This is a genomic window from Ruegeria sp. HKCCD6604 (assembly GCF_013110635.1).
Classification (GTDB): Bacteria; Pseudomonadota; Alphaproteobacteria; order Rhodobacterales; family Rhodobacteraceae; genus Ruegeria.
In genome coordinates this window covers 70,905-97,332 of record NZ_WVQW01000006.1, presented here as the reverse complement: position 1 = coordinate 97,332, position 26,428 = coordinate 70,905, and the positions used below count along the sequence as shown (strand labels likewise).

The window sequence follows — 26,428 nt, the reverse complement described above, 5'->3', positions numbered from 1 at the left end:
TGATGATCAGGGCGTAAGGATCCAATTGCCGTTGCCGTCGTTGCAGCGGCGGGTTCGAATTTCCCTGCTCTGATCACCGCCTTCCGGCTGAATCACATGCTGAAGACCAACGCAATTTCCCTGTACCGATCGCACCCGGATTGTCCCCTTGGAACCCGTGTCGTCATTCTTCCATGACCGTTCCTGGCCCACGGAAGGCGTACCGCTGGTCAAAAGCGCGTTCGAGGCTGCGTTGACCACTTCGAAATCTGCCGGAGACAACCCCATCTCGGCTATGATTCGAGAAAGGGGCTTGGCCTCGACCACAGTGCTCATCAATAAAATGCCGCATGCGGCGATGGCGGTAAAACATGGGGCATTCATGGCGGCCTCGCAGAGCTGAAATCATTTGTGGTCAAGGTTATACCTCTAATCCGGCAGGGCCAAGCCCCTGACGCGAACCTTCAAAACACCCCGGAAAGACCTGTCTGCGAGACTTTTGTTCGCAAGCCCGCAACGCGGGCGATCCGGAGTGGTTCGGGCATTGGCGGCACAGGGACTGCAACCGACATTTGCCATTGCCCACAGCTCGCCGGTAACACCTTTCCGACGGGGTGGCGTCGCAAATTTCTGACCTTGGGGCTTCACAGGCGGGCCGGAATTTGCTGAAATCCAAGTAAATTCTGATTTTGAGCACTGGAGATTGTTCCATGAAACTACGCCCCGCCCTGCTGGCCGTCGCAGCACTCGCTTCATCCGCGGCCCTTTTTGCATCCCCCATCTCGGCCAAGGAAGAAACCAAATCCGTGTTCGTCATGAGCCGCACCTGGGCGGTGACACAGGTTTCCGATGCGCCGGTTGTCTATCGCGCCACGCGTGACAACAACAACCTCAACCCATTCGGTCCGCCACCGCGCCTGCGCACCGTTCAGGCAATTGCCGCGATTCAGCAGGCAACCGGGTGCAAGCCGATCGTGGCCAGCATGTATCAGAACATCTCGGGCCAGTTTTTCTCGCAGGTCAGCTGCAACTGACACAGCGTCAGATCAGGCATTGAGGTCGCCCGACCGGCCTGCCATAGCTTGCGCATGAAACTCGCAATAAACGGATTCGGCCGTATTGGCCGTACGATCCTGCGGCAGGTTCTGGCCCTGCCGGCAGGGTCAGATATCGAGCTGGTGCTGATCAATGACATCGCGCCGCTGGACACCTGTGCATACCTGTTCAAATACGACAGCACATTTGGTCCCTATCCCGGCGATGTGTCCGCAGGGGACGCCGCGCTGATCGTGGATGGGCACTCAATTCCCATGACCCACAGCGATGATCTGTCCCGCGTTGATCTGTCGGGCGTTGACGTCATGCTGGATTGTACGGGTATCGCCCGCAGTTCGGACGTTGCGCGTCGCGGTTTGTCTGCGGGCGCAGGCAAAGTACTGATTTCAGGCCCCTCCCCCGCTGCTGATGTCACCATCGTTCTGGGTGCGAACGAAGACCAGTTGGGCAGCGCCCGGATTGTGTCAAACGCTTCCTGCACCACAAATGGGCTGGTGCCACTGGTCAAGGTCATCGACGATATCGGCGGTGTTGCATCGGGGCACATGACCACCATCCACTGCTATACCAACAGCCAACCGATGGTGGATGCGCCGCGTGGCGACCTTGCCCGTTCTCGGGCTGGGGCGCTGTCGATGGTTCCGACCACATCGAGCGCGATGCACCTTATCGATGTCGTCCTTCCGCATCTGGCCGGGCGTATCTCGGGCGCGGCTGTCCGCGTTCCAACGGCAAGTGTGTCAGCCGTGGACCTCGTGGTCACATTGCAGCGCGGCATGAGCGCCGAGATCTTCGATCGAGCCCTGAAGCAGGCCGTTGCTGCATCCCCAGTGCTTGGCTGGACTGATTTGCCACTGGTCTCGTCCGACCTGCGGTCCCGCCCTGAATCGCTGGTTGTTGCCGGGCCCGAGACCCGTATGGTGGGTGAAAATCAGGTCAGGGTCTTTGGTTGGTACGACAACGAATGGGGCTTCTCGGCGCGAATGCTGGACGTGGCCCGCCTTATGGCAGCCGAATAGCCTGGCGGCAACCTCAACACAATTTGGCCGAAAAAATTCTCGTCTCATGTATAATTCCTTTCCCCATCCGCTTTCAGATGCTCTAACCTGAATTCAAAGGGCCGTGCACGACACGGACAAGAGAACTGGAATTGGGACAGTTGGGGCAATTCATGCAAAGGAGCAAGCGGCAATGCCGTCTGGGGCGCTGGCTGATGGCCACAGTTGTGACTTTGGCCCCAACCACGCTGGCGGCGCTGGAAACCTCCCTTTCGGCCCCCGGCGCATCGAAAGAACTGGTTGATCGCCTCAAGGAGACATCCTCAGTAACCACCGCTGAGGAACGCGGCCTCGACACCCCGCTTGAAATCCTCTCGGCAGCTTTGTCGGATTACCGTACGATCGTGCAAATCCTTTACGACGAAGGGTATTTCAGCCCGGTCGTCAGCATCAAGCTTGATGGACAGGAGGCGGCCGAGTTGAGCTCTCTCACGGTGCCTGCACAAATAAACCGTGCTGCGATTACCGTTGAAACCGGGCCAAGCTTCAAATTCGGCACCGCCACTGTCAAGCCCCTGGCCCCCGGAACGGAACTGCCCGAAAACTTTGCCCCCGGGAAACTGGCGACGACCGGTGCCATTCAACAGGCCTCCTCGGCCGGTGTTCAGGGATGGAGGGACGCGGGTCACGCAAAAGCCGGAATTGCGGGTCAGACAATCATCGCGCGCCACGCCCAATCCCGTCTGGATGCCCAGATCGACCTTGATCCCGGGCGCAGGCTGACATTTGGCAAGATGTTCATCAAGGGCAATTCAGATGTGCGCCACAGATCCATCGAAAAGATCGCCGGGTTTCCAAGCGGAGAGGTCTATTCCCCTGAGAAAATCCAGAAGGTGGGAACACGGTTGCGCCGGACCGGCACGTTCAACGTGGTCTCGTTGCAGGAACGAGAGACGCCGAATCCGGATGGCACACTGGATTTCGATGCCACGTTCGAAGACCTGCCCAAACGTCGGTTGACCTTTGGTGTCGAACTGGCCTCTCGCGATGGTGTTGATGTGACCGCGACGTGGACCCATCGCAATATGTTCAGGCGCGCAGAACGTCTGCGCTTCGAAGTGGCGGTTCGAAATATTGGCGGTGCAGAGGATATTGATGGCCGGATCGGGTTGCGTCTGGATCAACCTGACCGGCTTGGCCCGGATGACAACACCTTCTGGAGCGCCCTGCTGGAACGCCGCAACACGGAAAACTATAATGTAACGGTGGCTTCGCTGGCCTATGGTGCGCGCCGCACTTTTTCCGACAACTTATATGCCGAGGCATCCGCCGGGTTTCAGCTGTCAGACGCCGACGACGCATATGGCACTGGTCGCAAGTTCAGGTATTTCATCCTGCCCTTCCGGTCTGAATGGGACCAACGCGACAGCAAAGTCAGCGCCACACGCGGATTCTATCTGGACTCGCAAGTCATGCCCTTTGTCGGAATATCCGGTACGGATACCGGCCTCCGCCTTTTCTTTGATGGGCGGGCCTATACCAGCTTGGGGACAGGGGGGAGGATCGTTTTGGCCGGTCGCGCGCAGCTGGGATCCGTGATTGGCCCACCTGCCGATGGCGTCACGCCTGACTTTCTGTTCTTCTCGGGCGGTGCGGGAACCGTTCGCGGGCAACCCTATGAAAGCCTTGGCATTCCGGTCGGGACCGGCATCGCGGGCGGCAAGTCATTTATTGGCTTGTCCGGCGAGATCCGTGGCAAGGTTACTGACAGCCTGTCGCTGGTTGGGTTTTATGACTACGGTGTCGTCGATACATCTTCCTTTGTCGGCAGCGGCGCGCAAGAAGATCACTCGGGCGCCGGTATTGGCGTAAGATATGATCTGGGCGGGTTTGGCCCCTTGCGTCTTGATCTGGCCTATCCTGTCAGCGGTCCCACCGGGGACGGGCTACAGTTCTATATCGGGATAGGACAGGCATTTTGAGACGGTACCTTTCATACCCTCTGCTGATCGGCGCGCTGGCAATCGTGCCTGTGGCCGGACATCCGCAGGAGGACGAAGGCGGCAGCATGATCGAGCGGTTCCTGCAGGATACCCTGTCGGGCGAGGATCAGAACGTTACTGTCAAAGGTCTGCAAGGTGCACTGAGTTCACGTGCCACGATTGCCGAGATCACCGTTGCCGATGACGAAGGGGTCTGGCTGACCATAAAAGATGCCGAACTTGACTGGAACCGGCTGGCTTTGATCCGTGGGCGGTTCTCAGTCAATGCCCTGACGGCGCAAGAGATCGATGTTGCCCGCGCGCCTGGCACCACCACCAAAGACACGCCGCCGCCAACCGCAGAGGCAAAAGGCTTCCAACTGCCTGAACTGCCTGTTGCCATCGAAATCGGTGAAATTCGCATCGACGAGCTGGCTTTGGGCGAGCCCCTGATCGGAGTGGCCGCAGAACTGGCGGTTAGTGGCAACCTGTCACTGGCCGACGGGACGCTGGACACCAACCTTGATATCACCCGGCTGGACCGGGCAGGTGATGAAATCAAGTTGACAGCGGGCTTTCAGAATTCAAACAGCCAGATCGATCTTGACCTTCAGGTGACAGAGGCGGCGGGCGGCCTGATCTCGACCGCTCTTAAAATGCCGGATACCCCGCCTATCGCGCTGACAGCGAAAGGATCCGGACCCGTGACCGATTTTACGGCCGATATCGGTCTCAGCAGCGATGGTCAGCCTCGGGTGACGGGTCAGGTTCGGTTACGCTCGGCCCCGACTGCCGCGGCCAGCGCGGAAGAGGGCATTGCGTTTACTGCCGATCTCGGCGGTGATTTGACACCTTTTGTCGCTGAAGAAATGGATACGTTTTTCGGTGCCAAAACACAGCTCTATGTGGATGGGCGAACCCAACCTGAAGGTGCGCTGGAAATTGACGAGCTTGAGATCTCGTCACAAGCACTGAACCTGAAAGGCCAGTTACAGTTGGCGGCAGGTGGGCGATTGCAACTCGCAGCCCTGCAAGGACGCATAACGCCGCCGGAGGGTGAAAGGGTAACTCTTCCAGCTTCGGGCGGTGACACGTCCGTTGGAGCAGCACAGATTTCAGCGCTGTACGACGAAAAAAACGGCAATCATTGGGATCTGAGCCTGACTGCAAACGCCGTGCAGGCCGAGCAGGTTGATTTGGAGCGCGCGCAAATTACTGCTCACGGGACCCTCGAACAGGGCGCAGTGCTAAAAATCAATGGCAACCTGCAGGCCGCGTTGGACGGTATTGACCTGGCGGACAAGGCCCTGAATGCAGCAATTGGCGACCTCGTCACTCTGGATGGCACTTTCGAATATGGCAGTGACCAATCCCTGAACCTGACCGGTCTCGAACTGGTTGGTGCGGATTACGAATTGGGCGTCGACGCATTGGTCAGCGGCCTGTCCACCGGTCTGGCCGTCGACGGCACCGCCACTTTGGAAGCCGCGGATCTGTCCCGGTTTTCGGAACTGGCCCAACTGGAGCTGGGAGGCCAGGTCTCGGCCCGTCTAAACGGTCAAGGCTCGCCACTGGAAGGCAGTTTCGACGGCACACTGGAGGTCGAAGGAACCGACCTCTCGACCGGGCGTGATGACATCGATCCGGTGATCAAGGGCAATACAACAGTAACGCTCGACGCCAGGCGCGGTGCAGATGGCGTAACCATCCGAGATTTCACCCTGATCGGTGATACCTTGCGCGCCCAGGCCGACGGCACGGTAACGACCCCTGATGGCAACGTGACGATTGATGGTCAGGCGACGGTCAATTCCCGGGACCTGTCCGTGTTTTCCGGCCTTGCCGACCGCGAGCTTGGGGGTGCGGTGCAAGCAAAGCTGAACGGAAAGGGAACCGTTCAGACGCTGGAGTTTGACGGAACGGCCAGCGTATCGGGCCGGGATATCAAAACCGGTCTAACCGAGATCGACCCGCTTTTGGTCGGTCGCAACGAGATCACGTTCGACGGTGCGCTGAGCCAAGAACAGATTGTTATCCGCGACGCATCGGTGAACGGTTCAGCCCTGACCGCCAAGGCCTCTGTTACCATAGACGATCCAAGGAAAGCCCTTGCCATTGACGGGCAGGTCAATGTGAACATCCCGGACCTGTCACCGTTTTCCAGCCTTGCAAAACGCGATCTGGCAGGGGCGATCCGAGCGGATGTTGCCGGCAAGGGCGCAGTCGGCAGCAAAGCGTTCGACGTAAAAGGCAATTTGGCGGCGGACGATATCAAAACCGGGATCGACGCCGTTGACGACCTGATCCAGGGGCGAACGAACCTGACCGTGGACGCGATGAACAACGATGAAGGCCTGGATATCCGTACGTTCCAACTGATTGGAACCGCCCTTTCGGCGAATGCATCGGGCAAGCTGAACCGAGACGCCGGCGGTTTGGACTTTTCCGCCAAACTGGATGACCTTGCCCGTCTGTCGCAAACCTTGTCCGGCCCGCTGAACCTGAGCGGGAACGTCGCTCCGACCGGCTCTGGACTGGAAGGCACTGCTCGCCTGGATGGGCCTGACAGCTCTTTCGCCAGCCTTCAAGGAACGGTCGGCCAGAATGGCTCGGCTGATGTGGATTTTGACGCCAAACTCAACCGGATCGAGCGGTTCGTTCCCGAATTTCCCGGCACTGTGGCAGCAAAGGGAACGGCCAAACGCGATAACGGTGTCTGGACGATTGACGCCAAGGCGCAAGGGCCTGCCGACATAGACACCACGTTGGCCGGCACTTTTGATGAAACCAGCAGTCAGGCGGATCTGAAGGCACAGGGCGGCATCAACCTTGGGATCGCGAATGTCTTCATCACACCCAACAAGATCGACGGGTCGGCGCGCTTCGATCTGGCACTCAAAGGTGCTCCGGCGCTGGCGTCGCTGAGCGGTTCGGTCACCACTTCGGGCACATCCCTTGCCATTCCGGGTGCTGGTCAGACCATTACCGGGATCAGTGGTCAGGTGGATCTGGCGCAAAGTCGCGCAAACATTACACTGAATGGCGGAGTTCGGGCGGGCGGCAACTTTACCGTCAACGGGCCTGTTGACCTGACCCCTCCGTTCAACGCCCAGATTACCACCACCCTGAACAACCTGGTGCTGACAGACCGGTTGCTGTATGAAACCACCCTGAACGGTCAGATTGCCATGACCGGGGCGTTGGCCGGAAACAGTTCGCTTGCCGGTCAGATCACGTTTGACGAAACCAACATCAACCTTGCCGCCGCGTCCGGCGCGGTAGGCGCGGCACCTATCCCGGACATCCAGCACATCAACGAAAGTCGCGCCGGTTTCGTCACGCGAGAGCGGGCCGGATTGGTCGTGACCGAAGGATCGGAGAAAAGCGCATCCCGTATTGCGCTGGATATTAGCCTGCTTGCACCCAAAGCGGTTTTCGTCAGAGGGCGCGGGGTGAACGCTGAACTGGGTGGTCGAATTTTCATCGGCGGCACCACTGCCTCTGTCGTTCCGTCCGGTCAGATCGAACTGATCCGGGGGAATTTCGACATTCTGGGCCGCAGATTGGCACTGACCAAGGGGATCGTCACGTTGCAGGGCGACCTGACCCCGTATATCGAGTTCGAGTCTTCAGCCAGCACGTCTGACGGCACCGCAACGATCGAAATAGCCGGCCCGCTGGATTCACCTGAGGTCAATGTGTTTTCCGACCCCGAACGTCCGGCTGAAGAAGCACTGGCAATGTTGCTGTTCGGGAACCGGTTTTCAGAAATCTCGCCTTTCCTGATCGCGCAAATGGCAGCATCACTGGCGCAGCTTAGCGGTGCGGGAGGGGATGCAACCAAAGGTCTCCGCGACTCCACCGGAGTCGACACGGTCGACATAGGAGCTTCGGAAAGCGGCGCGGGCCGTTTGGGCGCGGGCGCGTACCTGGGTGAAAACCTCTATACGGACTTCACCGTGAACACCGAAGGTGACACCGAAGTGAACCTGAACCTCGATGTCACGGACAATTTCACGGTGCGCGGTACGGTCGATGGCCGAGGAGAGACCGGCGTGGGTGTGTTCTTCGAGCGTGACTACTGACCAACAGTCAAAAAAGAAACCGAGTTGAGCCTCCCGTTCATGTCGCACGAGCAGGTGACGGGTGTTCAAATTGTCTTGTCGACGCCTGATTCCGATTTCGTTGGTGGTCGCGATGCAATCGCCAGCGCGGAAATTTGCGTGGTGCCGCGGCCAATTTAAAACCCGACGAATTGCCGGGGCAAGTCAGATGGGGCAATCGTTTGAACGACGGCGCAGCAAAGAAAAAAGCGGCCCCCTTCCAGAGGCCGCCCTTGTTCAGTCTGGCCGCGATCTTACTCCGCTGCCATCGCATCCTCGATCTTTTCGACACGAATGGCCGAGAATTTGAACTCGGGGATCTTGCCGTAGGGGTCGATGGCCGAGTTCGTCAGGATGTTCGCCGCCGCTTCGACATAGGCAAACGGGATGAACACCATGTCTTCGGCAATGGCCCGGTCTGCGCGCACCATGATTTCAATCGAACCACGACGCGTGGTCAGGCGGATCATTTCGCCCGGCTCAATCCCCATCAGCTTCAGCGTGCGCGGGTTCATCGAGCAATTGGCCTCTGGCTCGACTGCGTCAAGAACCTTTGCCCGTCGGGTCATTGAACCGGTATGCCAATGTTCCAGCTGACGGCCGGTGGTGGCAATCATCGGGTATTCATCATCGGGCGCCTCATCAGGCGGGATGACATTGGCCGGAGTGAACCTTGCTTTGCCACCCGCGCGGGGGAAACCATCGCCGAACACAATAGACTGGCCGGGATCGGTTTCGCTGAGCGACGGATAGGTGATCGTCTCGGTTTCCAGCCGTTCCCACGTGATGTTGTCAAGCGACTCCATGGTCAGTTTCATCTCGGCAAAGACCTCGGACACATCGGAGTAGTCCCAGTTCAGCCCGATCCGCTGCGCCAGTTCGACCGTGATCTTCCAATCCTCACGTGCCTCACCCGGAGGTGCCACGGCCGGACGGACACGTTGCACCTGACGGTTGGTGTTCGACACCGTGCCGTTCTTTTCATACAGCGCCGAGGCCGGCAGGATGATGTCGGCATAGTTCGCGGTTTCGGTCAGGAAGATGTCCTGCACGATCATCAGGTCAAGCTTGGCCAGGGCCTCACGAGCGTGGCCAACATCCGGGTCGGACATGGCCGGGTTTTCACCCTGAATGTACATGCCCTTGATGTTGCCCGCATAGGCTTGGTCAATGATCTCGGTGACGGTCAGACCCTTCTCGTTCGAGAAATCATCCGATTTCCAGATATTGGTGAACTGCGCGCGAATGCCGTCATCCGTCACCGTCTTGTAGTCCGGCAGGAACATAGGGATCAGGCCGGCGTCTGATGCACCCTGCACGTTGTTCTGGCCCCGCAGAGGGTGCAGACCCGCGCCGCGTTTGCCGACATTCCCGGTCATCAATGCCAGCGAGATCAGGCAGCGCGAATTGTCGGTGCCGTGGATATGCTGGCTGACGCCCATACCCCAAAAGATCAGACCAGCCTTGGCTTCTGCAAAGGTGCGCGCAACGCGACGCAGCTGATCCGGTTCGATGCCGCAGATCGGCGCCATCGCCTCGGGGGTGAACTGGCGCAGGTGTTCTTTCTCGGCCTCCCAGTTCTCGGTCCAGCGGTGGATGTACTGGCTGTCATACAGCTCTTCCTCGACGATCACGTTCATGATCGCGTTCAGCATCGAGACATCGGCACCTGGCCGAAATTGCAGCATTTCGTCCGCAAATTTGCGCATGCCGACACCGCGCGGGTCCATCACGATCAGCTTGCCGCCGCGCTTGGCGAACTGCTTGAAATAGGTCGCCGCGACGGGGTGGTTCTCGATCGGGTTGGCGCCGATGATGATCGCCACATCAGCGTTCTCGATCTCGTTGAAGGTCGCCGTCACTGCGCCCGAACCCACGTTCTCGATCAGAGCGGCAACGGACGACGCATGGCACAGACGGGTGCAGTGGTCGACATTGTTGTGTTTGAAACCCTGACGGATGAACTTCTGGAACAGATAGGCTTCCTCGTTGGTGCATTTGGCCGATCCAAAGCCCGCAACGCTGCGCGGGTCTTGGTCGCGCAGGGCCATCAGTCTGGTGGCCGCCAGATCCATCGCTTCTTCCCAGGTCGCTTCGCGGAAATGGGTCGACAGGTTGCCGGGATCAGCGTTCAGACCTTTTGACGGTGCATCCTCGCGCCGGATCAGCGGTTTGGTCAGGCGATGCGGGTGGTGGATATAGTCGAACCCGAACCGGCCCTTGACGCACAGACGGCCTTCGTTGGCGGGGCCGTTGATGCCCTCGACATATTTGACCTTGCCGTCCTTGACCTTGAGGCTGACCTTGCAGCCCACCCCGCAGAAGGGGCAGACGCTTTCGGTTTCGGAATCGTAATCCTTGCTGTCGCCGTGCTGCTGGTCGTCCAGCACGGTGGCGGGCATCAGAGCGCCGGTCGGGCAGGCCTGAACGCATTCGCCGCAGGCCACGCAGGTCGAATCGCCCATCGGGTCGTTCTGGTCGAACACCACCTGCGCGGTATGCCCGCGCCCGGCCATGCCGATCACGTCATTGACCTGCACGTCGCGGCATGCGCGGACGCAGAGGTTGCAGTTGATGCAGGCATCCAAATTGACCCGCATCGCCACATGGCTGTCATCCAGCAACGGGATCTTCTCGGCCTCTTTCGCCGGGAAACGGCTGTCGCTGACGTCGTTCAGCTTGGCCATGTCCCAGAAATGGCTCGAGGCATCATGCGGCTGCTCGGGCTGGTCGGCCACCAGCAGTTCCATCACCAGCGCGCGCGATTTCTCGGCGCGGTCGGTGTCGGTTTTCACCACCATCCCGTCAGCCGCCGGACGGATGCACGAGGCGACCAGCGTACGCTCGCCTTCCACCTCGACCATGCAGGCGCGGCAGTTGCCATCGGGTTTGTAGCCCGGTGCCGGTTTGTGACACAGATGCGGAATCACCAGCCCACGGCCATTGGCCGCTTCCCAGATGGTGGTGCCTTCGGGCACGGTGACGTCATCGCCGTTCAGGTTGAAGGTGACGGTCTTGTTTGGGCTTGCATCAAGCATGGCTCTGTCTCCCTCAGATTTCTTCAGCGAAGTGTTTCATGACCAGGCGAATCGGGTTCGGGGCCGCCTGCCCCAGACCGCAGATCGAAGCGTCGCCCATCACCTGGCACAGATCTTCCAGCAGGTCGGTATCCCACTTCTCGGCCTGCATCAGCTTCACCGCCTTTTCGCAGCCCGCCCGGCAGGGCGTGCACTGGCCACAGCTTTCGTCCTCGAAGAACCGCAGCATGTTCAGCGCCGCATCACGGGCCGTGTCCTGATCGGACAGAACCACAACCGCAGCAGACCCGATGAAGGTGCCCAGCGGCTGTAGTGTGTCAAAGTCGAGCGGGACGTCGTCGATGCTGGAGGGGAGAAGACCTGACGACGGCCCGCCCGGTTGATACGCCTTGAACACATGACCTTCGGCCATGCCCCCGGCTGCATCAATCACGTCAAGAATGGTCGACCCTGCCGGCAGCAGGTAAACGCCCGGCTTGGCCACCCGGCCCGAGACCGAATAGCTGCGCAGCCCCTTGCGGCCATTCTTTTCAACCGAATTGAGGATCTCCGGACCTTCCCGGCAGATTTTGGACACCCAGTAGAGCGTTTCCACGTTGTGCACCAGCGTCGGGCGGCCGAATACGCCGACCTGCGCCACGAAGGGCGGGCGGTGACGCGGCAGGCCCTTTTTGCCCTCGATCGACTCGATCATCGCGGATTCTTCTCCGCAGATGTAAGCGCCCGCGCCGCGGCGCAGGTCGATATAGCCTTTCTCGACGATCCCGGCCTGTTCCAGCGCGGCAATCTCGCGCCGCAGAATTTCCAGAACGGCTGGATATTCGTCACGCATGTAGATAAAGCAGGTCTCTGCCTGAACCGCCCAGGCGGCGATCAGCATCCCTTCGAGGAAAACATGCGGCGTGCGTTCCAGATAGTAGCGATCCTTGAAGGTGCCGGGTTCGCCCTCGTCCCCGTTCACGGCCAGATAGCGCGGGCCGTCATTCATGCGGACAAAGCCCCATTTCTTGCCCGACGGGAAACCTGCGCCGCCCAAACCGCGCAGACCCGAGGCCAGAACCTGTTCCTGAACCGCTTCCCAGTCGCCGCCCTCGCGCAGCTCTTTCAGCTTGGCGTAACCGCCGTTCTCGACATAGGTCGCGAAGGTCTCATAGTCGGGCAGATGGGCATGAGTGTCGCCCGCAGCAATCGAAGCCTGCACCTTTTCAGGGGTCGCGTGGTCAATATGGTTGTGCCCGATTTCCAGCACCGGTGCCGTGTCGCAGCGCCCCATGCAGGGCGCGCGCAGAACGCGCACTTCGGACGGGTCCAGCCCATCCTCCAGCGCTTTTTGCAACTGCTGCGCACCAGCCATTTCGCAGGACAGGGAATCACAGACGCGAATGGTCAGCGCGGGGGGCGGCGTTTCACCTTCTTTCACCACGTCGAAATGGGCATAGAAGGTCGCGGTCTCGTAAATCTCGGCTTGGCCGATCCGCATCTCGACGGCCAGCGCGGCGATATGGTCGGCGCTGATATAGCCGTGTGTGTCCTGAATCAGGTGCAGAAACTCGATCAGCAGGTCGCGGCGGCGTGGGCGGTCGCCCAGCAGGCGCGCAATTTCGGCCTGCGCTTCATCCGTAAACTGTCGGCCCTTGGGCGTGTGCCGCCCCTTGCCTTTACCTGACTTCCAGACGCCCTTGGGTGCGCCTGATGGCTTGGTGTCTAATGGTGCCATGATGCCCTCCGATTCAGGCCCCGTGTCTCATCAGGCTAGCATATCGTCAAATCGCTTTTTGCAATCGCACGATAACGACATCTTATCACCGTAAAGACGTCACCACAGCGCGCAGTGCCTGCACCGTGGGCAGTTCAGGGTCTCGGCTCAGGGTGGCCAGACAGATCGGTTTACTTACAATCGGATCGACCAGCGGCAGCACCTTTGTCCCCTGCAACTCGCCCAATGCCCGAATAAGGACACGTGGCACAACCGTGGCAGCCAGCCCCTCGCGTGCCATCACCATCGACGCGGTGAATCCGCTGGTTTCGGCGACCACGTCCGGGTGCAGCCCCTGTTCGGCAAAGATACGATCCAGAATACGCCGGTTTTGCATCTGCGGCTCGAGCAGGCTCAGCGGAAATTCAGCCACGCGCGCCCAAGGCAAGGGGCCGGTTTCGTCCGTCATGTGTGACGGAACCAGCAGAACATAGGTTTCCTCGTACAAAGGTTGCACCTGTCGCAGATCAGTCCCGATGCTGTCACCATATGTTATCCCGGCGTCCAGACTTCCTTCGTCCAGCCGGTGTTGAATGGCGGTGGCAGACATGGTTTCGATGCGCGTAACGATGCGAGGATGGGCTTGCCGAAAGCGTTTGGTGAGGCGCCCGGTAAAGGCGATGGCCGTCGGTATCACGCCAAGGATCAGCGTGCCGGTGATCTCGCCCCTGGTGGCCAGCACCTGCTGTTCCAGTGCTTTGGTGTCATCGAGAATACGCCGCGCCCGTTGGACAATCATCTCGCCCTCTTCGGTCAAGCCCTGAAACCGGTTGGCGCGGCGGACGATGGACACGCCCAGCCGATCCTCGAGGTTGCGGATGCGCATGGAAAAGGCGGGCTGCGAAATCCCGCATTCCTCGGCGGCCTTGGCGAAATGACGGTGCCGCGCCAACGCGCTGAGCAGTTGCAGGTCGCGGATTTCGATCATGATTCAAATTTCCAACATCAGGCCAAAGACCACTCTAACTGCATTACCGTACAGGGAAAGCACCGTCTTTACCGTACAGGGAAAGCACCGTCTTTCAGCGCGGGCGCGTCGGAAACTGGTGCTTTGTCGTATAAGAATGCCCACCATTAATGGGCGCTGGGAACAAGTAGGCGAGGTACCGCATGACCGCTGTAGACGTATTTCAAAAACTGTTTGATGCGTATGTCGGATGCTACCGATCCCGAAAAGCAGCTGGGTGCGCATCGTTTTTCACCGAAGACGCAGAGCTATACTCACCTTTTGGCCCCGCAACCAAAGGACGAACAGCCATTGAAACAATACATTCGGAATGGCTGGAGGAAGGTGGCGAGGACAAAGTCATCGAAGTCGTGCAGGCTGGCATAGACGGCCAAATCGGCTGGTGCCTTGCGACTTTCCGCGAAGGAACGACAGATGACGGCACATCTCTCAACGTTTTGTACAGACAGCCGGACGGCGGGTGGCTGATTCGACAATGCAGCTTGAACGAAACGCCCTGATGTCGGTACAGGGCAAATGGCGTCAGGTGTTGAACAGGAAATGCATCACGTCGCCATCCTTGACGATATAGCTTTTCCCCTCGGCCCGCATCTTGCCTGCCTCTTTCGCCCCCTGCTCGCCGTTGCAGGCGATGAAGTCGTCATAGGCGATGGTCTCGGCGCGGATGAATCCCTTTTCGAAATCACCATGAATGACACCAGCCGCCTGCGGTGCAGCGGTGCCGGTGCGGATGGTCCAGGCGCGGGCCTCTTTCGGGCCGACCGTAAAATAGGTTTCCAGTTTCAGCAGGTCGTACCCGGCACGGATCAGACGGTCGAGGCCGGGCTCTTCCAGACCCATTTCCTCAAGGAACATCTGTGCCTCGTCCGCTTCAAGCAGGCTGATCTCTTCTTCGATCTTGGCGCTGATGATGACGTGAGAGTTGCCTTGGGCGGCAGCCATCTCGGCGACTTTCGCCGAGTATTCGTTGCCTTCAGCGGCTTCTTCCTCAGACACGTTGCAAACATAAAGAACCGGCTTGGTGGTCAGCAGCTGCAACATCTTCCAGGCCTTGGCGTCCTCGTCCGAAACCTCGACCAACCGTGCAGGTTTGCCGCTCTCCAGCATCTTTTGCGCTTCGGCAAGCAGGCGGTCCTGCTGTTGGGCCTCTTTGTCATTGCCTTTCAGCTTGCGCACAAGGTTGGCACGGCGCTTTTCGATGCTTTCCAGATCGGCCAGCATCAGCTCGGTCTCGATGGTCTCGGCGTCGGCCACAGGATCGATGCGGCCTTCAACATGGGTCACGTCGCCATCTTCGAAACAGCGCAGGACATGGGCGATGGCATCGACTTCGCGAATATTTGCCAGAAACTGGTTCCCCAGCCCCTCGCCTTTCGAGGCCCCCTTCACCAGACCGGCGATATCCACGAATGTCATGCGCGTCGGGATGATCTGTTTCGACGACGCGATTGCCGCCAACTTGTCGAGCCGCTCATCCGGCACGGCCACATCGCCGACATTGGGCTCAATCGTGCAGAACGGGAAGTTCGCGGCTTGCGCGGCAGCGGTTTTGGTCAACGCATTGAACAGGGTCGACTTGCCCACGTTTGGCAGACCCACGATTCCCATCTTAAAGCCCATAACGGCCTCCTGCATAGAATACGAACGCAGCTTCTATGCAGGTCCGCATCAATGCGCAAGTGATTGCCGGGGCTACTTTGTTTGAGTCCCTTCGGCCACATCACGAAATTGTTCTCAAATCGTGTTCTTGTCGGTCCTGAAAAACGAAGGGTAGGATGAACAATTAACATAGCGCGACCAAATTAAATGGCAGAATATAATGGAAAAACTACTTCTTGCAGCCGTACTGACGGTCTCTACATTTGCTACAGCCCAAGCTCAGACGGTTGTTTTTGGTGCCGGGTATTCAGATTTTTCCGAGGCGACGTCCGAAGATCAGGCACTGATCGCTCTCGAATACCATCACACTCCTTTTCACCAGGCAACTCTGTTCAGTGCTGGCTGGGGTGCTGCGTTTTCTGTGGACGAAGACGGGGATACGCATATCGGTGTGGGGCTGGTCGGACTGTATTCTCTGGGTGAGCGCTGGTTCGTCGAAGGCAGTGTCATGCCAGGGTACTTCAATGCCAGCAACGACCAGAACGACCTGGGCGGAGACTTTCAGATCCGCAGCCTTTTGGGTCTTGGATATAACCTGAACAACGGCAACAGAATGTCAGTTGCGATCACGCACAAATCGAACGCCAGCACCAATGATGAGAACCCTGGTGTAAACGCGGTTCTGCTGCGGTACCATCTGGGCTTCTGAGCTATTCCTGCGTTGGCGGGATTGATTTTCGGTCAAAGTTTCTGCACACGGGTCCAAACCCGATTGCAAGGACATCCGATGACCCGTATCGACGCTAAGTTTGCCGCCCTGAAAGCCGAAGGAAAGAAGGCTTTTGTTGCCTATGTGATGGCAGGGGACCCAGACTATGACACCTCGCTCGACGTGGTCAAAGGCCTGCCCGGCGCGGGTGTGGACATCATCGAACTTGGTTTGCCCTTCACTGATCCGATGGCGGATGGCCCCACCATTCAGGCGGCGGGTCAACGCGCGCTGGACGGCGGGATGACGTTGCAGCGCACATTGGATCTGGCGCGCGCGTTCAGGGAAACAGATGACACGACACCAATTGTCCTGATGGGGTACTACAACCCGATTTACAGCCGCGGTGTCGAGGCTTTTCTGGCCGATGCCAAAGATGCCGGTATTGACGGGCTGATCGTTGTCGATCTGCCGCCCGAGGAAGACGAAGAGCTTTGCCTGCCTGCTCAGGTGGCCGGGCTGAACTTCATTCGTCTTGCAACACCTACCACGGATGACCAGCGCTTGCCGCGCGTTCTGCAAAACACCTCGGGCTTCGTGTACTACGTCTCAATCACTGGCATCACCGGCGCGGCCGAGGCGCAGGCAACGGATGTGGCCCCCGAGGTTGCCCGCATCAAGGCCGCTACCGAGCTGCCGGTGATCGTGGGCTTTGGCATCAATACGCCCGAGAAATCCCGCAATATCGCGTCCGTGGCAGATGGTGCCGTAGTCGGATCGGCGATCGTCAGCCAGATCGGCGCAGGCAAACCGGTCGAGGAAGTTCTGGATTTTGTAAAGTCCCTGTCGGATGGCGCTCATAGCGCCTGATCCGGCAGATAACACAACACACTCGAAAGCCTGCCGCAGACTGTTCTGGGGCAGGCTTTTTTGACTGCCCGCCGCCGGGCCAGATCATTGCAGGCTTTGACATGCATTGGTAAGGAAAACGAACCAGTAAGTTCGGAGGTCTGAGTCATGCCTGTGATAACCAATATTGAAGACCTCAGGCGCATTTACGAGCGTCGCGTGCCGCGGATGTTCTACGACTACGCTGAAAGCGGCAGTTGGACGGAACAGACATTCCGCGAAAACAGTTCCGATTTTGAAAAGATCCGCCTGCGTCAGCGGGTTGCCATTGATATGTCCGGGCGTTCAACTGCCTCGGAAATGATCGGCCAGAAGGTGTCGATGCCGGTCGCGTTGGCCCCGGTCGGGTTGACGGGGATGCAGCATGCGGACGGAGAGATGAAGGCCGCCAAAGCCGCAGAGGATTTTGGTGTTCCCTTTACCCTTTCCACAATGTCGATCAACTCGATCGAAGACGTGGCCGAGCACACCGATAAGCCGTTCTGGTTTCAGCTCTACACGATGAAGGACGCTGACTATGTCAGCCGTCTGATCCAGCGGGCCAAGGACGCCGGATGTTCGGCGCTGGTGATTACGTTGGATCTGCAGATTCTGGGCCAACGGCACAAAGACCTGAAGAACGGCCTGTCCGCACCCCCCAAGCTGACCGCGAAGACCATCGCGAACCTGATGACCAAATGGGCCTGGGGCATTGAAATGCTGCGGGCCAAGCGGCGCGAGTTCGGCAATATAGTGGGACATGTGCAAGGTATCTCGGACGCGTCTTCACTGGGGGCCTGGACCGCTGAACAGTTCGACCCCACCCTCGACTGGAGTAAAGTCGAAAAACTGATGGAACAGTGGGGCGGAAAGGTGATCCTGAAAGGCATACTCGACGCGGAAGATGCCAAAATGGCTGCCAAGCTGGGAGCGGATGCCATTGTCGTGTCGAACCATGGCGGGCGTCAGCTGGATGGTGCGCTCAGCTCGATCCGGGTATTGCCCGAAATCATGGACGCTGTCGGCAATGATGTCGAAGTGCATCTGGACAGTGGTATCCGCTCGGGTCAGGACGTGCTCAAGGCATTGGCGCTGGGGGCCACGGGGACGTATATCGGCCGCGCATTTGTTTATGGGTTGGGCGCCATGGGTCAGAAAGGCGTCACCACCGCGCTGGAAGTGATTCAGAAGGAACTTGATACAACAATGGCGCTGTGCGGTGAAAAAACCGTTAGCGCACTGGGGGCGCACAATCTTCTGGTACCAGAAGATTTTGGTGGTCGCTGGCAAGGCTGAGCCCGCGGGAGATTTGGGGCTCTGCCCCCGCCGCCCGTTCCGGGCGTCTCCCCCGGGATACTTGTGGCCAGATGAAACAGCGGACCCTTCACTGATCTGGCGAAGAACACTTCGGAGCGCGCGGCTGAGCCCCTCAGAACGGCAAGCTGTGAATTACCCCTTTCCAAACCGGATGAATCGAGATAAGGACGCGGCTTCACGCGGGTATACAGCCTTGGAGGATACCCGCCCTAACATTGGAGAATTATCATGGCTGGAGAGATTCCTGATCTCGTAGCTCTGGAACGGACGGGGACAGGCAAGGGCGCCGCTCGCAAAACACGCCGCGAAGGCATGGTTCCGGGCGTTGTGTTTGGCGGCGACAAAGATCCGCTGCCGATTCAGATTCCGTTCAACGAACTGTTCAAGCACCTGAAGGCCGGTCGCTTCAAGTCGACCCTGTGGAACCTGAAGGTCGAAGGCCATGAAGACGTTCGCGTCATCTGCCGCGACGTTCAGCGCGATGTCGTCAAAGACCTGCCGACACACCTGGACCTGATGCGCCTGCGCCGGACCACCAAGATCGCGCTGTACATTCCGGTTGAATTCATCAACGAAGATGAAGCCCCCGGCATCAAGAAGGGCGGCGTTCTGACCGTTGTCCGCCCGGAAGTCGAGCTGTTGTGCACCGCAGGTGACATTCCTGAGAAGATCACCGTTGATGTGGCCGGAATGAACATCAACGACGTCGTCACCATTTCGTCGGTTGACCTGCCCGAAGGCACCAAGCCGACCATCGACCGCGACTTCGTAATCGCGAACGTCTCGGCACCGACCGGTCTGTCCACGAGCGACGACGAAGAAGGTGAAGAAGCGGAAGTTGCAGTCGACGAAGTCGAAGTCGTCGGCAAAGAAGAAGAATAAACCCGGATCAAACGTCTGGATTTTGAAACGGGGTTCTGACGAGCCCCGTTTTTTTATGGTCAACACGCACAGCGCTGGCTGGATTTCCATGGCGATTCCGGGCATCACATAGCCTCGAGGCTACAGAGGCGGAGCATGGTCATGAAACTCTTTGTCGGATTGGGAAACCCGGGGCAGAAATACGCCCGGAACCGGCACAACATCGGGTTTATGGCCGTGGACCGGATTGCGGAAGACCATGGGTTTGGCCCATGGAAATCCAAGTTTCAGGGCGAAATCTCGGAAGGGCGGTTGGGCTCTGAAAAAATCCTGTTGCTGAAACCGCAGACCTTCATGAACCGGTCCGGTCAATCCGTGGGTGAAGCGATGCGGTTCTACAAGCTCGAGTCCACTGATGTTGTCGTGTTCCATGACGAGTTGGACCTCGCCCCAGGCAAAGTGCGGGTAAAGGCGGGTGGTGGGCACGCTGGGCATAATGGTCTGCGTTCGATCCACGACCATATAGGCGCAGCCTATGACCGTGTCCGGCTTGGGATCGGACATCCGGGCCGCAAGGAAATGGTCTCGGCTTATGTTCTGAGCGACTTTGCGAAATCCGAGAGTGACTGGCTGGACGACGTTCTTCGGGGTGTTTCGGACGGCGCGCCCCATCTGGCCCAGGATGATGGTGGAAAATTCATGAACGCGGTGGCCCTGCGCACTGCTCCGCCCCGGTCGTCCAAGACGGCCGCTCCAAAAGCTGAAACCGCATCTGAGGCACCTCCGAAGCCACCGGCCGACGAACGGTCGGCCATGCAGAAACTGTTGGACAAGTTCAAATAACGCCCCGCCCTCTTTCCGTTACGTCGGCGTTGCGAAAGAGGGATGTCCACGTTCCAATACACGCAAACAAGGGAGGCTATGCGATGCGGTCCATACTGAAGTGGGTTCTGCGCATTGTGCTGGCGCTGGCTTTGGCCGCCGCTGCCGTTGGGCTTTGGAAACGCGAAGAGTTGCAGCGCCTGATGGCGGTGAACTCTCTGTTTGCCGAGGACAAGATCGTTCACAACTTTTCGCATATGGATGAAGCCTTTCTGACCGTGGATCTGCCGCGTGGAAACGCCCCAACATGGGAACTGCCCTACGGCGAAGGTTTCGATCTTCCGGAAGGCACCGACACTTGGATCAATGAACGCTCGGTCACTTCTTTGCTTATCATGCAGAACGGCAAGATCCGGTTCGAGGAATACTATCTGGGCACCGGTCCCGATGATCGTCGGATTTCGTGGTCAGTGGCAAAAAGTTATCTGTCGGCGCTTTTCGGCATTCTCCTGCAAGAGGGCGCAATCGATTCATTGGATGATCCCGTCGTCAAATACGCCCCCAAACTTGCAGGCAGCGCATATGACAGGGCGACAATTCGGAACGTTCTGAACATGGCCAGCGGCGTCACGTTTGACGAAGATTATCTGGACCCGAAATCTGACATCAACAGGATGGGCCGTGTGATTGCCCTGGGCGGTGAACTGGACGATTTTGCAGCCTCATTGCAGGACAGTTTCGCGCCCCCCAGTGAAACTTGGCAATACGTTTCCATAGACACGCATGTATTGGGCATGGTGATACGCGGGGCGACCGGTCGCAGTGTCGCGGATCTTTTGACGGAAAAAATCCTTCAGCCCCTGGGCCTTGAGCGTGACGGGTATTATGTCACTGACGGCGCTGGTGTCGCATTTGTTCTGGGCGGATTGAATTTCACGACACGTGACTTTGCACGGTTCGGGCAAATGATCCTGCAAGATGGGGAATTGAACGGCCGGCAAGTGGTGCCCGCCGACTGGATATTCGAGGCAACTCAACCCAGCGCCCCGACCGCTCAGGGGAAGATTGGATATGGGTACCAGTGGTGGATCCCGCGCGGCGCCCATGAGGGAGAGTTTCTGGCCCGGGGCGTGTATGGGCAATACATCTATTTCAACCAACCTCGTGGCGTTCTGATTGTGTCTACCGGCGCTGATCGGAAATTCCGCGACACTGGCGTAAACGACCAGAATATCGAAATGTTCCGCAAGATCGCAGAAAGCCTGTAAGGTGTGTTCATGCAGAAACAAGACAGTATCAATGTACTCGGCGGCGTTCTGGCGCCCTGCTCACGCGATCCTCTGACCGGGTTCTTTCGGGATGGTGCGTGCAATACCTGCCCCGAGGATCAGGGCAGCCATACCGTTTGTGCCGTGATGACGGCCGAGTTTCTGGCATTCTCGAAATACGTCGGCAATGATCTGAGCACGGCTCGGCCCGAATTCGATTTCCCGGGTCTCAAGCCCGGTGACAGCTGGTGTCTGTGTGCCGGCCGGTTCCTACAGGCCCATGACGAAGGATGCGCGCCAAAGGTTCACCTGGAGGCGACCCATCAACGCGCGCTCGAGATTGTGCCGCTTGATATCTTGCTTCAGAACAAGGCGAATGCCTGAAAGCCATTGCGCCCGGGGCGAGACGTGATCCGCGATCCAGTTTCGCCCCAAGGTCAGAATGCCATTTGCCAGATCAGGCTGATGCTGTAGTTTTCGAAACCGCTTTCACCAATGCCATCGTAGAACACGTTTGCTGCAAGCAAGCTGTTGTTTTCCAGCCGGTAGTCCAGGCCCAGATCCGCGCGGGCACGGGCGGTATCGCCAATCGGTGTCACGCCCGGGGCGGTCCCGGTACCCGAAGTCGTGCTCCAAATCCCAGAAAGCCCACCCGTCAGCATCATCTCTCCACGTGACACTTGCAACGGGTGACTGAAATCGACACCCAACCGTGCCGTCGTCAAACTGAAATCCTGCTGTGGAATCAGATTGCCCAGGCTGTCGGTATAAGCTTTCTGATCGTCGCTGGCATAACTTACGTCCAGCAAAGGCATCAATGTCAGGGCGCCACGCTTTATCTCACCGGTTACGCGCGACTGGACCAGCCAACGGTCACTGTCGAAACTGTCCTCGTAGGTGCCAAACGGAGAGATGTTGTTGTCGGCCTGACCATAAAGAACGCGCCCTTCAAGAAACACCGAATGATTGGGCAATTTTGCCACTGCATAAGGACCAACCAGCCAGCCCGTACCGTCCACGCTGGCCGGGCCGTTTTCCGTTTCGGCATAGTCGAACTGAAGCATGGCACCGATCAACAGGTTCGAATTGATCTGGCGATGAGCCCCGACAACTGCCAGTGCATAGGAGTTGTCAAAATCATCCTGCGAACTCCAGTTACCGGTCACACTGAACCAGACGGGGCGCGCCGGATCACTGGCGAAATTCAGATACCCCGAGCCCTGCGTGACCGAAGCGTCCAGTACACCCGACCCCGAGCCTTGCAGAAACTGGGTCAGTTTCGGCTGGTTCGACACAAGGCTGTTGGCCCGGGCGTTCTGGAACGCCTGAATCTGACGTTGAGCATTTGTCACGGCTTGAAGCGTGCTGACCCTGTTTGATTCAAGGTTCAGATTCCCAGCCGCGTCCGAGAACACCCCCGCCGGAATGAAAAGCTCGATGGTGCCGTTGTTCTGGGGCGTCAAAGTGGCGACATAGCTGGTGCCGGACCCGGTCAGAGTAGCCGTTGCATTGGTGACGGACAGGTCGCCCACGGTGAAATCGGTGCTTGGTTCGCTCAGGGTAATGGTTGCTTGAAACGTTCCGCTGCCGGTCGGCGTCAAGGCCCCGATCGTTGCAGTTGGTTGTGTCGTATCCACCAGAACGCGCGTGTTGACGATTTGGGTGTTCGTTACACCGGACAACGCGATCTCATAGCGATAAAGCGGCCCACCGGCGGTTTCGCGCGCGGTGAACGTAATCCCCATGTATCCGTCTGCCGCATATGTGGAATCCGCGCCATCCTGACTGAGAATGGTTGCGCCGATATAGCCAAGGGAGGCAAGGCCGGCGGGCGTGATCGCACTCTGGTTCAAAATGCCGTTGTTGAAATAGAAACTGCCGCCGGGAACCTGCCCCGACCCCCCCAGCGAAACAAAGGCCGTGCCGGTAAATGGGATATTGTTGAAAAAGATGCTTCCCCCGTTCGGCGTCGGAACCGAGGTTATGATGAAGCCGCCACCAAGGGCCGCACCCTCTTTCGCGCTTCCGATCATGAGTGCTGAAATCAGAAAACAGAGGCACAACAGCCTCGAAATAACGGACCTAACCATTTTACCTCCTACAACACCGCGAGGGCGCTAAACACCAGGGCGCCCGGGCAAAGACACTGTGCCCCGAACCACGTCATCCATTGTCCCATCCATTGCAGAGACGTCCCCTGAACCGGCCGCAACTACGCCAGTTACCCAATAGTTAATTCAATTTGGAGACACTGTATAGAATTGGAAACAACTCAACTTTGGCGTGCGGGCCACATGGCCATGCACAAACCGCAAGGCAAAGGCGAAAAATCCCCGGAAAACACTTCGGACCTCGGTGTTTTCAGGGTGTCTTCTAGGCGAAAGGTCACAACAAGCCGAGACTTTGCAAGTCATATGCTCAAGATATGCCGGATACAGACCCTCGGCTTTGACGGGATATTCGCAACAATCTCGGGCAGGGGTCGCAACTGGCAGTTGTTGAGAAACAAATGCAGGTACAATGATCGAGGTTTCACAGCAGCCGGCGATTCCTCCGGCTTCTGTGTTGTCCTTACATGCGCATTGGCGGCGGTCCTTTTTGCAGGGCAACCTGATTTCGGCGGACATGTCACATGTTTGACTATCCCGCCTTTCCTGCCTTGGAATTATTGCTTTCAGGTCTGCTTGAGCCATCGACCCCAAGACAGAGCAACCGGGACATGCCGCCCCGGTTCACACTCAGTCCGCCGTACGGCCTTCGGTGTCTGACATATCGAAGTTCAGATATTTGGCTACGGTCTGAACGTCCTTGTCTCCACGACCGCACATGTTCATGCAGATCAGGTGATCCTTGGGCAATTCCGGTGCGATCTTCATCACATGGGCCAAAGCGTGGCTTGGTTCCAGCGCCGGGATGATCCCCTCGGTTGCGCAGCACAGCTGGAACGCCTCGAGCGCTTCCTTGTCGGTGATCGAGACGTAATTCGCGCGTCCAATTTCGTGCAGCCAGGAATGCTCGGGCCCGATGCCCGGATAGTCCAGCCCGGCCGAGATCGAATAGCCTTCAAGAATCTGGCCATCGTCATCCTGCAACAGATAGGTCCGGTTGCCGTGCAACACGCCCGGCCGACCGCCGGTCAGCGAGGCGCAATGCTCCATTTTCTCGTTCACACCTTTTCCGCCCGCCTCGACGCCTATGATGTTGACGTCCTTGTCGTCGAGGAAGGGATAGAACAGACCCATCGCGTTCGAACCGCCGCCGATTGCCGCGATGATCGTATCCGGCAAACGGCCTTCAGCCTTCATCATCTGCTCTTTCGCTTCCTTGCCGATGATCGACTGGAAATCGCGGACCATTGCCGGATAGGGGTGCGGTCCAGCCACGGTGCCGATGCAGTAGAACGTGTCGCGCACATTAGTCACCCAGTCACGCAGCGCGTCATTCATCGCATCCTTGAGCGTCCCACGACCCGAGGTCACAGGGATCACCTCGGCCCCCAGAAGACGCATGCGGAATACGTTCGGAGCTTGCCGCTGCACGTCGTGCGCCCCCATATAGACAATGCATTTCAAGCCAAACTTGGCACATACGGTGGCGGTGGCCACGCCGTGCTGCCCTGCCCCGGTTTCAGCAATGATCCGGGTCTTGCCCATACGCCGCGCCAGAATGATCTGACCCAGCACGTTGTTGATCTTGTGTGCGCCGGTGTGGTTCAGCTCGTCACGCTTCAGATAGATCTTGGCACCCCCCAGATGCTCGGTCAGGCGCTCCGCAAAATACAGCGGCGAAGGACGACCCACATAGTTTGCCCACAGGTCATCCATCTCGGCCCAGAACGTCGGATCATCCTTGGCCCTGTTGTATTCCTCTTCCAGCGACAGGATCAGCGGCATCAGAGTTTCACTGACAAAACGCCCGCCGAAGATGCCGAAACGTCCCTGTTCGTCAGGGCCGGACATGAAGGAATTGAAAAGATCGTTGGCCATGGGTGTCTCCCTCGTCGTATCTGTTGTTCATAGGTGGTGGCAGCGGGATTTGCCATGGGCAAAACGCATCATTCCACAACCTGCGTGTTTTGACGCCAGACCTGAATCGCCTGTTCCGGCGAGGGCACACCAATGCACGGAAAATGATGAAACCTGTTCACATCCACCAAACGATCGGCCGCCAACACGGCACGCCTGTGGGGGCCGGATTGGGAAAATGTCAGCATTGCTTCAATGTCTTGCCAGACACTGAATGAAAAATAGATGCCATCCTGCCTGAACAAGTCAGCGTGCAGGCACAATGGGTCGCCTTGCGCCTGCCGACAGGCCTGTCCCGCGCGCCAGAAAAACTCCGGCGCATGGTACCAATGTTTCAAGGAAACGCCCCCGATTGCTGCGAGCATGCTCAACCCCTCTGTTTCGAGGGATACGCAACAAGATCTTTTTCAGATCACCTGAGAGCCGATGCAAAGTCACGGATCAGGGCCGCATCTTTCACACCCGGCGCGCTTTCGACACCGGTTGACACATCTACCTGCCGGGCACCTGTCATCCGGACAGCTTCGGCAACGTTCAGGGGTGTCAGGCCTCCGGCCAGCATCCAGGGTCGCCGCCAGTATTTCCGTCCGGCCAACAGCCGCCAGTCAAAGGCCAACCCGTTGCCGCCCGGCAATTCAGCCTCTCTGGGCGGTTTCGCATCGATCAGCAGTTGATCGGCCACCTCCGAGTAAAGATCGATGGCCGCCAGATCCTCGGCCTCGGCCACTCCTATGGCTTTCATCACCGGCAAACCAAATCGCTCGCGAATTTCGGAAACCCGTTCGGGCAATTCCTTGCCATGCAGTTGAAGCATATCAAGCGGTACAGTCGAAACGATGCCGTCCAATTTTTCGTCAGTGGCATTCACCACCAAAGCCACCTTGGCAACGCCAACTGGGACCAGATGCGCCAGTTCTGCGGCCCGCGAAACATCCAGATTGCGTGGCGATTTCGGAAAGAAAACGAACCCAACATAGCCTGCCCCGGCGTCTGCCGCAGCGCGCACTTGATCCGGTGCGGTCAGACCGCAGATTTTGAACCGAACATCAGGCATATCGGT

The 26,428-nt window shown here is 58.4% G+C and carries 21 protein-coding genes; 12 read left to right on the top strand and 9 right to left on the bottom strand.

Annotated elements, in window-relative coordinates:
- Positions 1 to 6: 6 nt before the first annotated feature.
- The gene (locus GS614_RS14810; RefSeq protein ID WP_171170891.1) at positions 7 to 363 is read right to left on the bottom strand and encodes a hypothetical protein; all 357 of its coding nucleotides are present in this window, start codon (positions 361 to 363) and stop codon (positions 7 to 9) included.
- 326 nt (positions 364 to 689) lie between these two features.
- On the opposite strand from GS614_RS14810, the gene GS614_RS14805 reads away from it, so the two are divergent.
- The 4 genes from GS614_RS14805 to GS614_RS14790 all read left to right on the top strand — a co-directional run bounded on the left by GS614_RS14805 (position 690) and on the right by GS614_RS14790 (position 8,100).
- Complete coding sequence (locus tag GS614_RS14805) at positions 690 to 1,013, top strand: hypothetical protein (protein WP_170344942.1); 324 nt, start codon at positions 690 to 692, stop codon at positions 1,011 to 1,013.
- A gap of 54 nt (positions 1,014 to 1,067) precedes the next feature.
- Entirely contained in the window at positions 1,068 to 2,054 is a 987-nt protein-coding gene (locus tag GS614_RS14800) for a type I glyceraldehyde-3-phosphate dehydrogenase (protein WP_171363675.1), read from the top strand.
- A 152-nt stretch (positions 2,055 to 2,206) separates the two neighbouring features.
- Complete coding sequence (locus GS614_RS14795) at positions 2,207 to 4,015, top strand: autotransporter assembly complex family protein (protein ID WP_171726673.1); 1,809 nt, start codon at positions 2,207 to 2,209, stop codon at positions 4,013 to 4,015.
- Positions 4,012 to 8,100 (top strand): translocation/assembly module TamB domain-containing protein, encoded by a 4,089-nt coding sequence (locus tag GS614_RS14790; protein ID WP_253285385.1) that lies wholly within the window; start codon positions 4,012 to 4,014, stop codon positions 8,098 to 8,100. The genes GS614_RS14795 and GS614_RS14790 overlap by 4 nt, the downstream gene beginning before the upstream one ends.
- A gap of 272 nt (positions 8,101 to 8,372) precedes the next feature.
- On the opposite strand, the gene fdhF is transcribed toward GS614_RS14790, so the two are convergent.
- The 3 genes from fdhF to GS614_RS14775 form a co-directional block, all read right to left on the bottom strand.
- The gene (gene fdhF / locus GS614_RS14785; RefSeq protein WP_171726672.1) at positions 8,373 to 11,156 is read right to left on the bottom strand and encodes a formate dehydrogenase subunit alpha; all 2,784 of its coding nucleotides are present in this window, start codon (positions 11,154 to 11,156) and stop codon (positions 8,373 to 8,375) included.
- Positions 11,157 to 11,169: 13 nt separating this feature from the next.
- The gene (locus tag GS614_RS14780) at positions 11,170 to 12,873 is read right to left on the bottom strand and encodes an NAD(P)H-dependent oxidoreductase subunit E (RefSeq protein WP_171726671.1); all 1,704 of its coding nucleotides are present in this window, start codon (positions 12,871 to 12,873) and stop codon (positions 11,170 to 11,172) included.
- An 85-nt stretch (positions 12,874 to 12,958) separates the two neighbouring features.
- Positions 12,959 to 13,840 carry a LysR family transcriptional regulator gene (locus GS614_RS14775; protein ID WP_152457190.1) on the bottom strand — a complete coding sequence of 294 codons (882 nt, stop codon included), beginning with the start codon at positions 13,838 to 13,840 and terminating at the stop codon, positions 12,959 to 12,961.
- A gap of 182 nt (positions 13,841 to 14,022) precedes the next feature.
- Between GS614_RS14775 and GS614_RS14770 the strand changes: the two genes are divergently transcribed.
- Positions 14,023 to 14,379 carry a nuclear transport factor 2 family protein gene (locus GS614_RS14770; RefSeq protein ID WP_171726670.1) on the top strand — a complete coding sequence of 119 codons (357 nt, stop codon included), beginning with the start codon at positions 14,023 to 14,025 and terminating at the stop codon, positions 14,377 to 14,379.
- 22 nt (positions 14,380 to 14,401) lie between these two features.
- On the opposite strand, the gene ychF is transcribed toward GS614_RS14770, so the two are convergent.
- Positions 14,402 to 15,499: a redox-regulated ATPase YchF gene (ychF, locus tag GS614_RS14765; RefSeq protein WP_152457188.1), complete on the bottom strand. Its 1,098-nt coding sequence runs from the start codon at positions 15,497 to 15,499 to the stop codon at positions 14,402 to 14,404.
- Positions 15,500 to 15,698: 199 nt separating this feature from the next.
- Here ychF and GS614_RS14760 point away from each other — a divergent pair, with 199 nt between their 5' ends.
- The 7 genes from GS614_RS14760 to GS614_RS14730 all read left to right on the top strand — a co-directional run bounded on the left by GS614_RS14760 (position 15,699) and on the right by GS614_RS14730 (position 21,727).
- A complete protein-coding gene (locus GS614_RS14760) occupies positions 15,699 to 16,187 on the top strand; it encodes an acyloxyacyl hydrolase (protein WP_171726669.1) in 489 nt (162 codons plus the stop codon).
- Between the two features lie 78 nt (positions 16,188 to 16,265).
- A complete protein-coding gene (trpA, locus tag GS614_RS14755; protein ID WP_171726668.1) occupies positions 16,266 to 17,057 on the top strand; it encodes a tryptophan synthase subunit alpha in 792 nt (263 codons plus the stop codon).
- A gap of 147 nt (positions 17,058 to 17,204) precedes the next feature.
- Entirely contained in the window at positions 17,205 to 18,371 is a 1,167-nt protein-coding gene (locus GS614_RS14750) for an alpha-hydroxy acid oxidase (RefSeq protein WP_171726667.1), read from the top strand.
- A 249-nt stretch (positions 18,372 to 18,620) separates the two neighbouring features.
- Positions 18,621 to 19,274 carry a 50S ribosomal protein L25/general stress protein Ctc gene (locus tag GS614_RS14745; protein ID WP_171726666.1) on the top strand — a complete coding sequence of 218 codons (654 nt, stop codon included), beginning with the start codon at positions 18,621 to 18,623 and terminating at the stop codon, positions 19,272 to 19,274.
- Between the two features lie 141 nt (positions 19,275 to 19,415).
- Positions 19,416 to 20,096 (top strand): aminoacyl-tRNA hydrolase, encoded by a 681-nt coding sequence (pth, locus tag GS614_RS14740; RefSeq protein ID WP_171726665.1) that lies wholly within the window; start codon positions 19,416 to 19,418, stop codon positions 20,094 to 20,096.
- An 83-nt stretch (positions 20,097 to 20,179) separates the two neighbouring features.
- Positions 20,180 to 21,343 (top strand): serine hydrolase, encoded by a 1,164-nt coding sequence (locus GS614_RS14735; protein ID WP_171726664.1) that lies wholly within the window; start codon positions 20,180 to 20,182, stop codon positions 21,341 to 21,343.
- A gap of 9 nt (positions 21,344 to 21,352) precedes the next feature.
- Positions 21,353 to 21,727 carry a DUF2237 family protein gene (locus GS614_RS14730; RefSeq protein ID WP_171117420.1) on the top strand — a complete coding sequence of 125 codons (375 nt, stop codon included), beginning with the start codon at positions 21,353 to 21,355 and terminating at the stop codon, positions 21,725 to 21,727.
- Between the two features lie 53 nt (positions 21,728 to 21,780).
- On the opposite strand, the gene GS614_RS14725 is transcribed toward GS614_RS14730, so the two are convergent.
- The 4 genes from GS614_RS14725 to GS614_RS14710 form a co-directional block, all read right to left on the bottom strand.
- Positions 21,781 to 23,433 (bottom strand): Ig-like domain-containing protein, encoded by a 1,653-nt coding sequence (locus GS614_RS14725; RefSeq protein WP_171726663.1) that lies wholly within the window; start codon positions 23,431 to 23,433, stop codon positions 21,781 to 21,783.
- 648 nt (positions 23,434 to 24,081) lie between these two features.
- Positions 24,082 to 25,329 carry a tryptophan synthase subunit beta gene (trpB, locus tag GS614_RS14720; RefSeq protein ID WP_171117416.1) on the bottom strand — a complete coding sequence of 416 codons (1,248 nt, stop codon included), beginning with the start codon at positions 25,327 to 25,329 and terminating at the stop codon, positions 24,082 to 24,084.
- Between the two features lie 68 nt (positions 25,330 to 25,397).
- Positions 25,398 to 25,733 carry a hypothetical protein gene (locus GS614_RS14715; protein WP_171726662.1) on the bottom strand — a complete coding sequence of 112 codons (336 nt, stop codon included), beginning with the start codon at positions 25,731 to 25,733 and terminating at the stop codon, positions 25,398 to 25,400.
- 47 nt (positions 25,734 to 25,780) lie between these two features.
- The gene (locus GS614_RS14710) at positions 25,781 to 26,422 is read right to left on the bottom strand and encodes a phosphoribosylanthranilate isomerase (RefSeq protein ID WP_171726661.1); all 642 of its coding nucleotides are present in this window, start codon (positions 26,420 to 26,422) and stop codon (positions 25,781 to 25,783) included.
- Positions 26,423 to 26,428 lie beyond the last annotated feature (6 nt).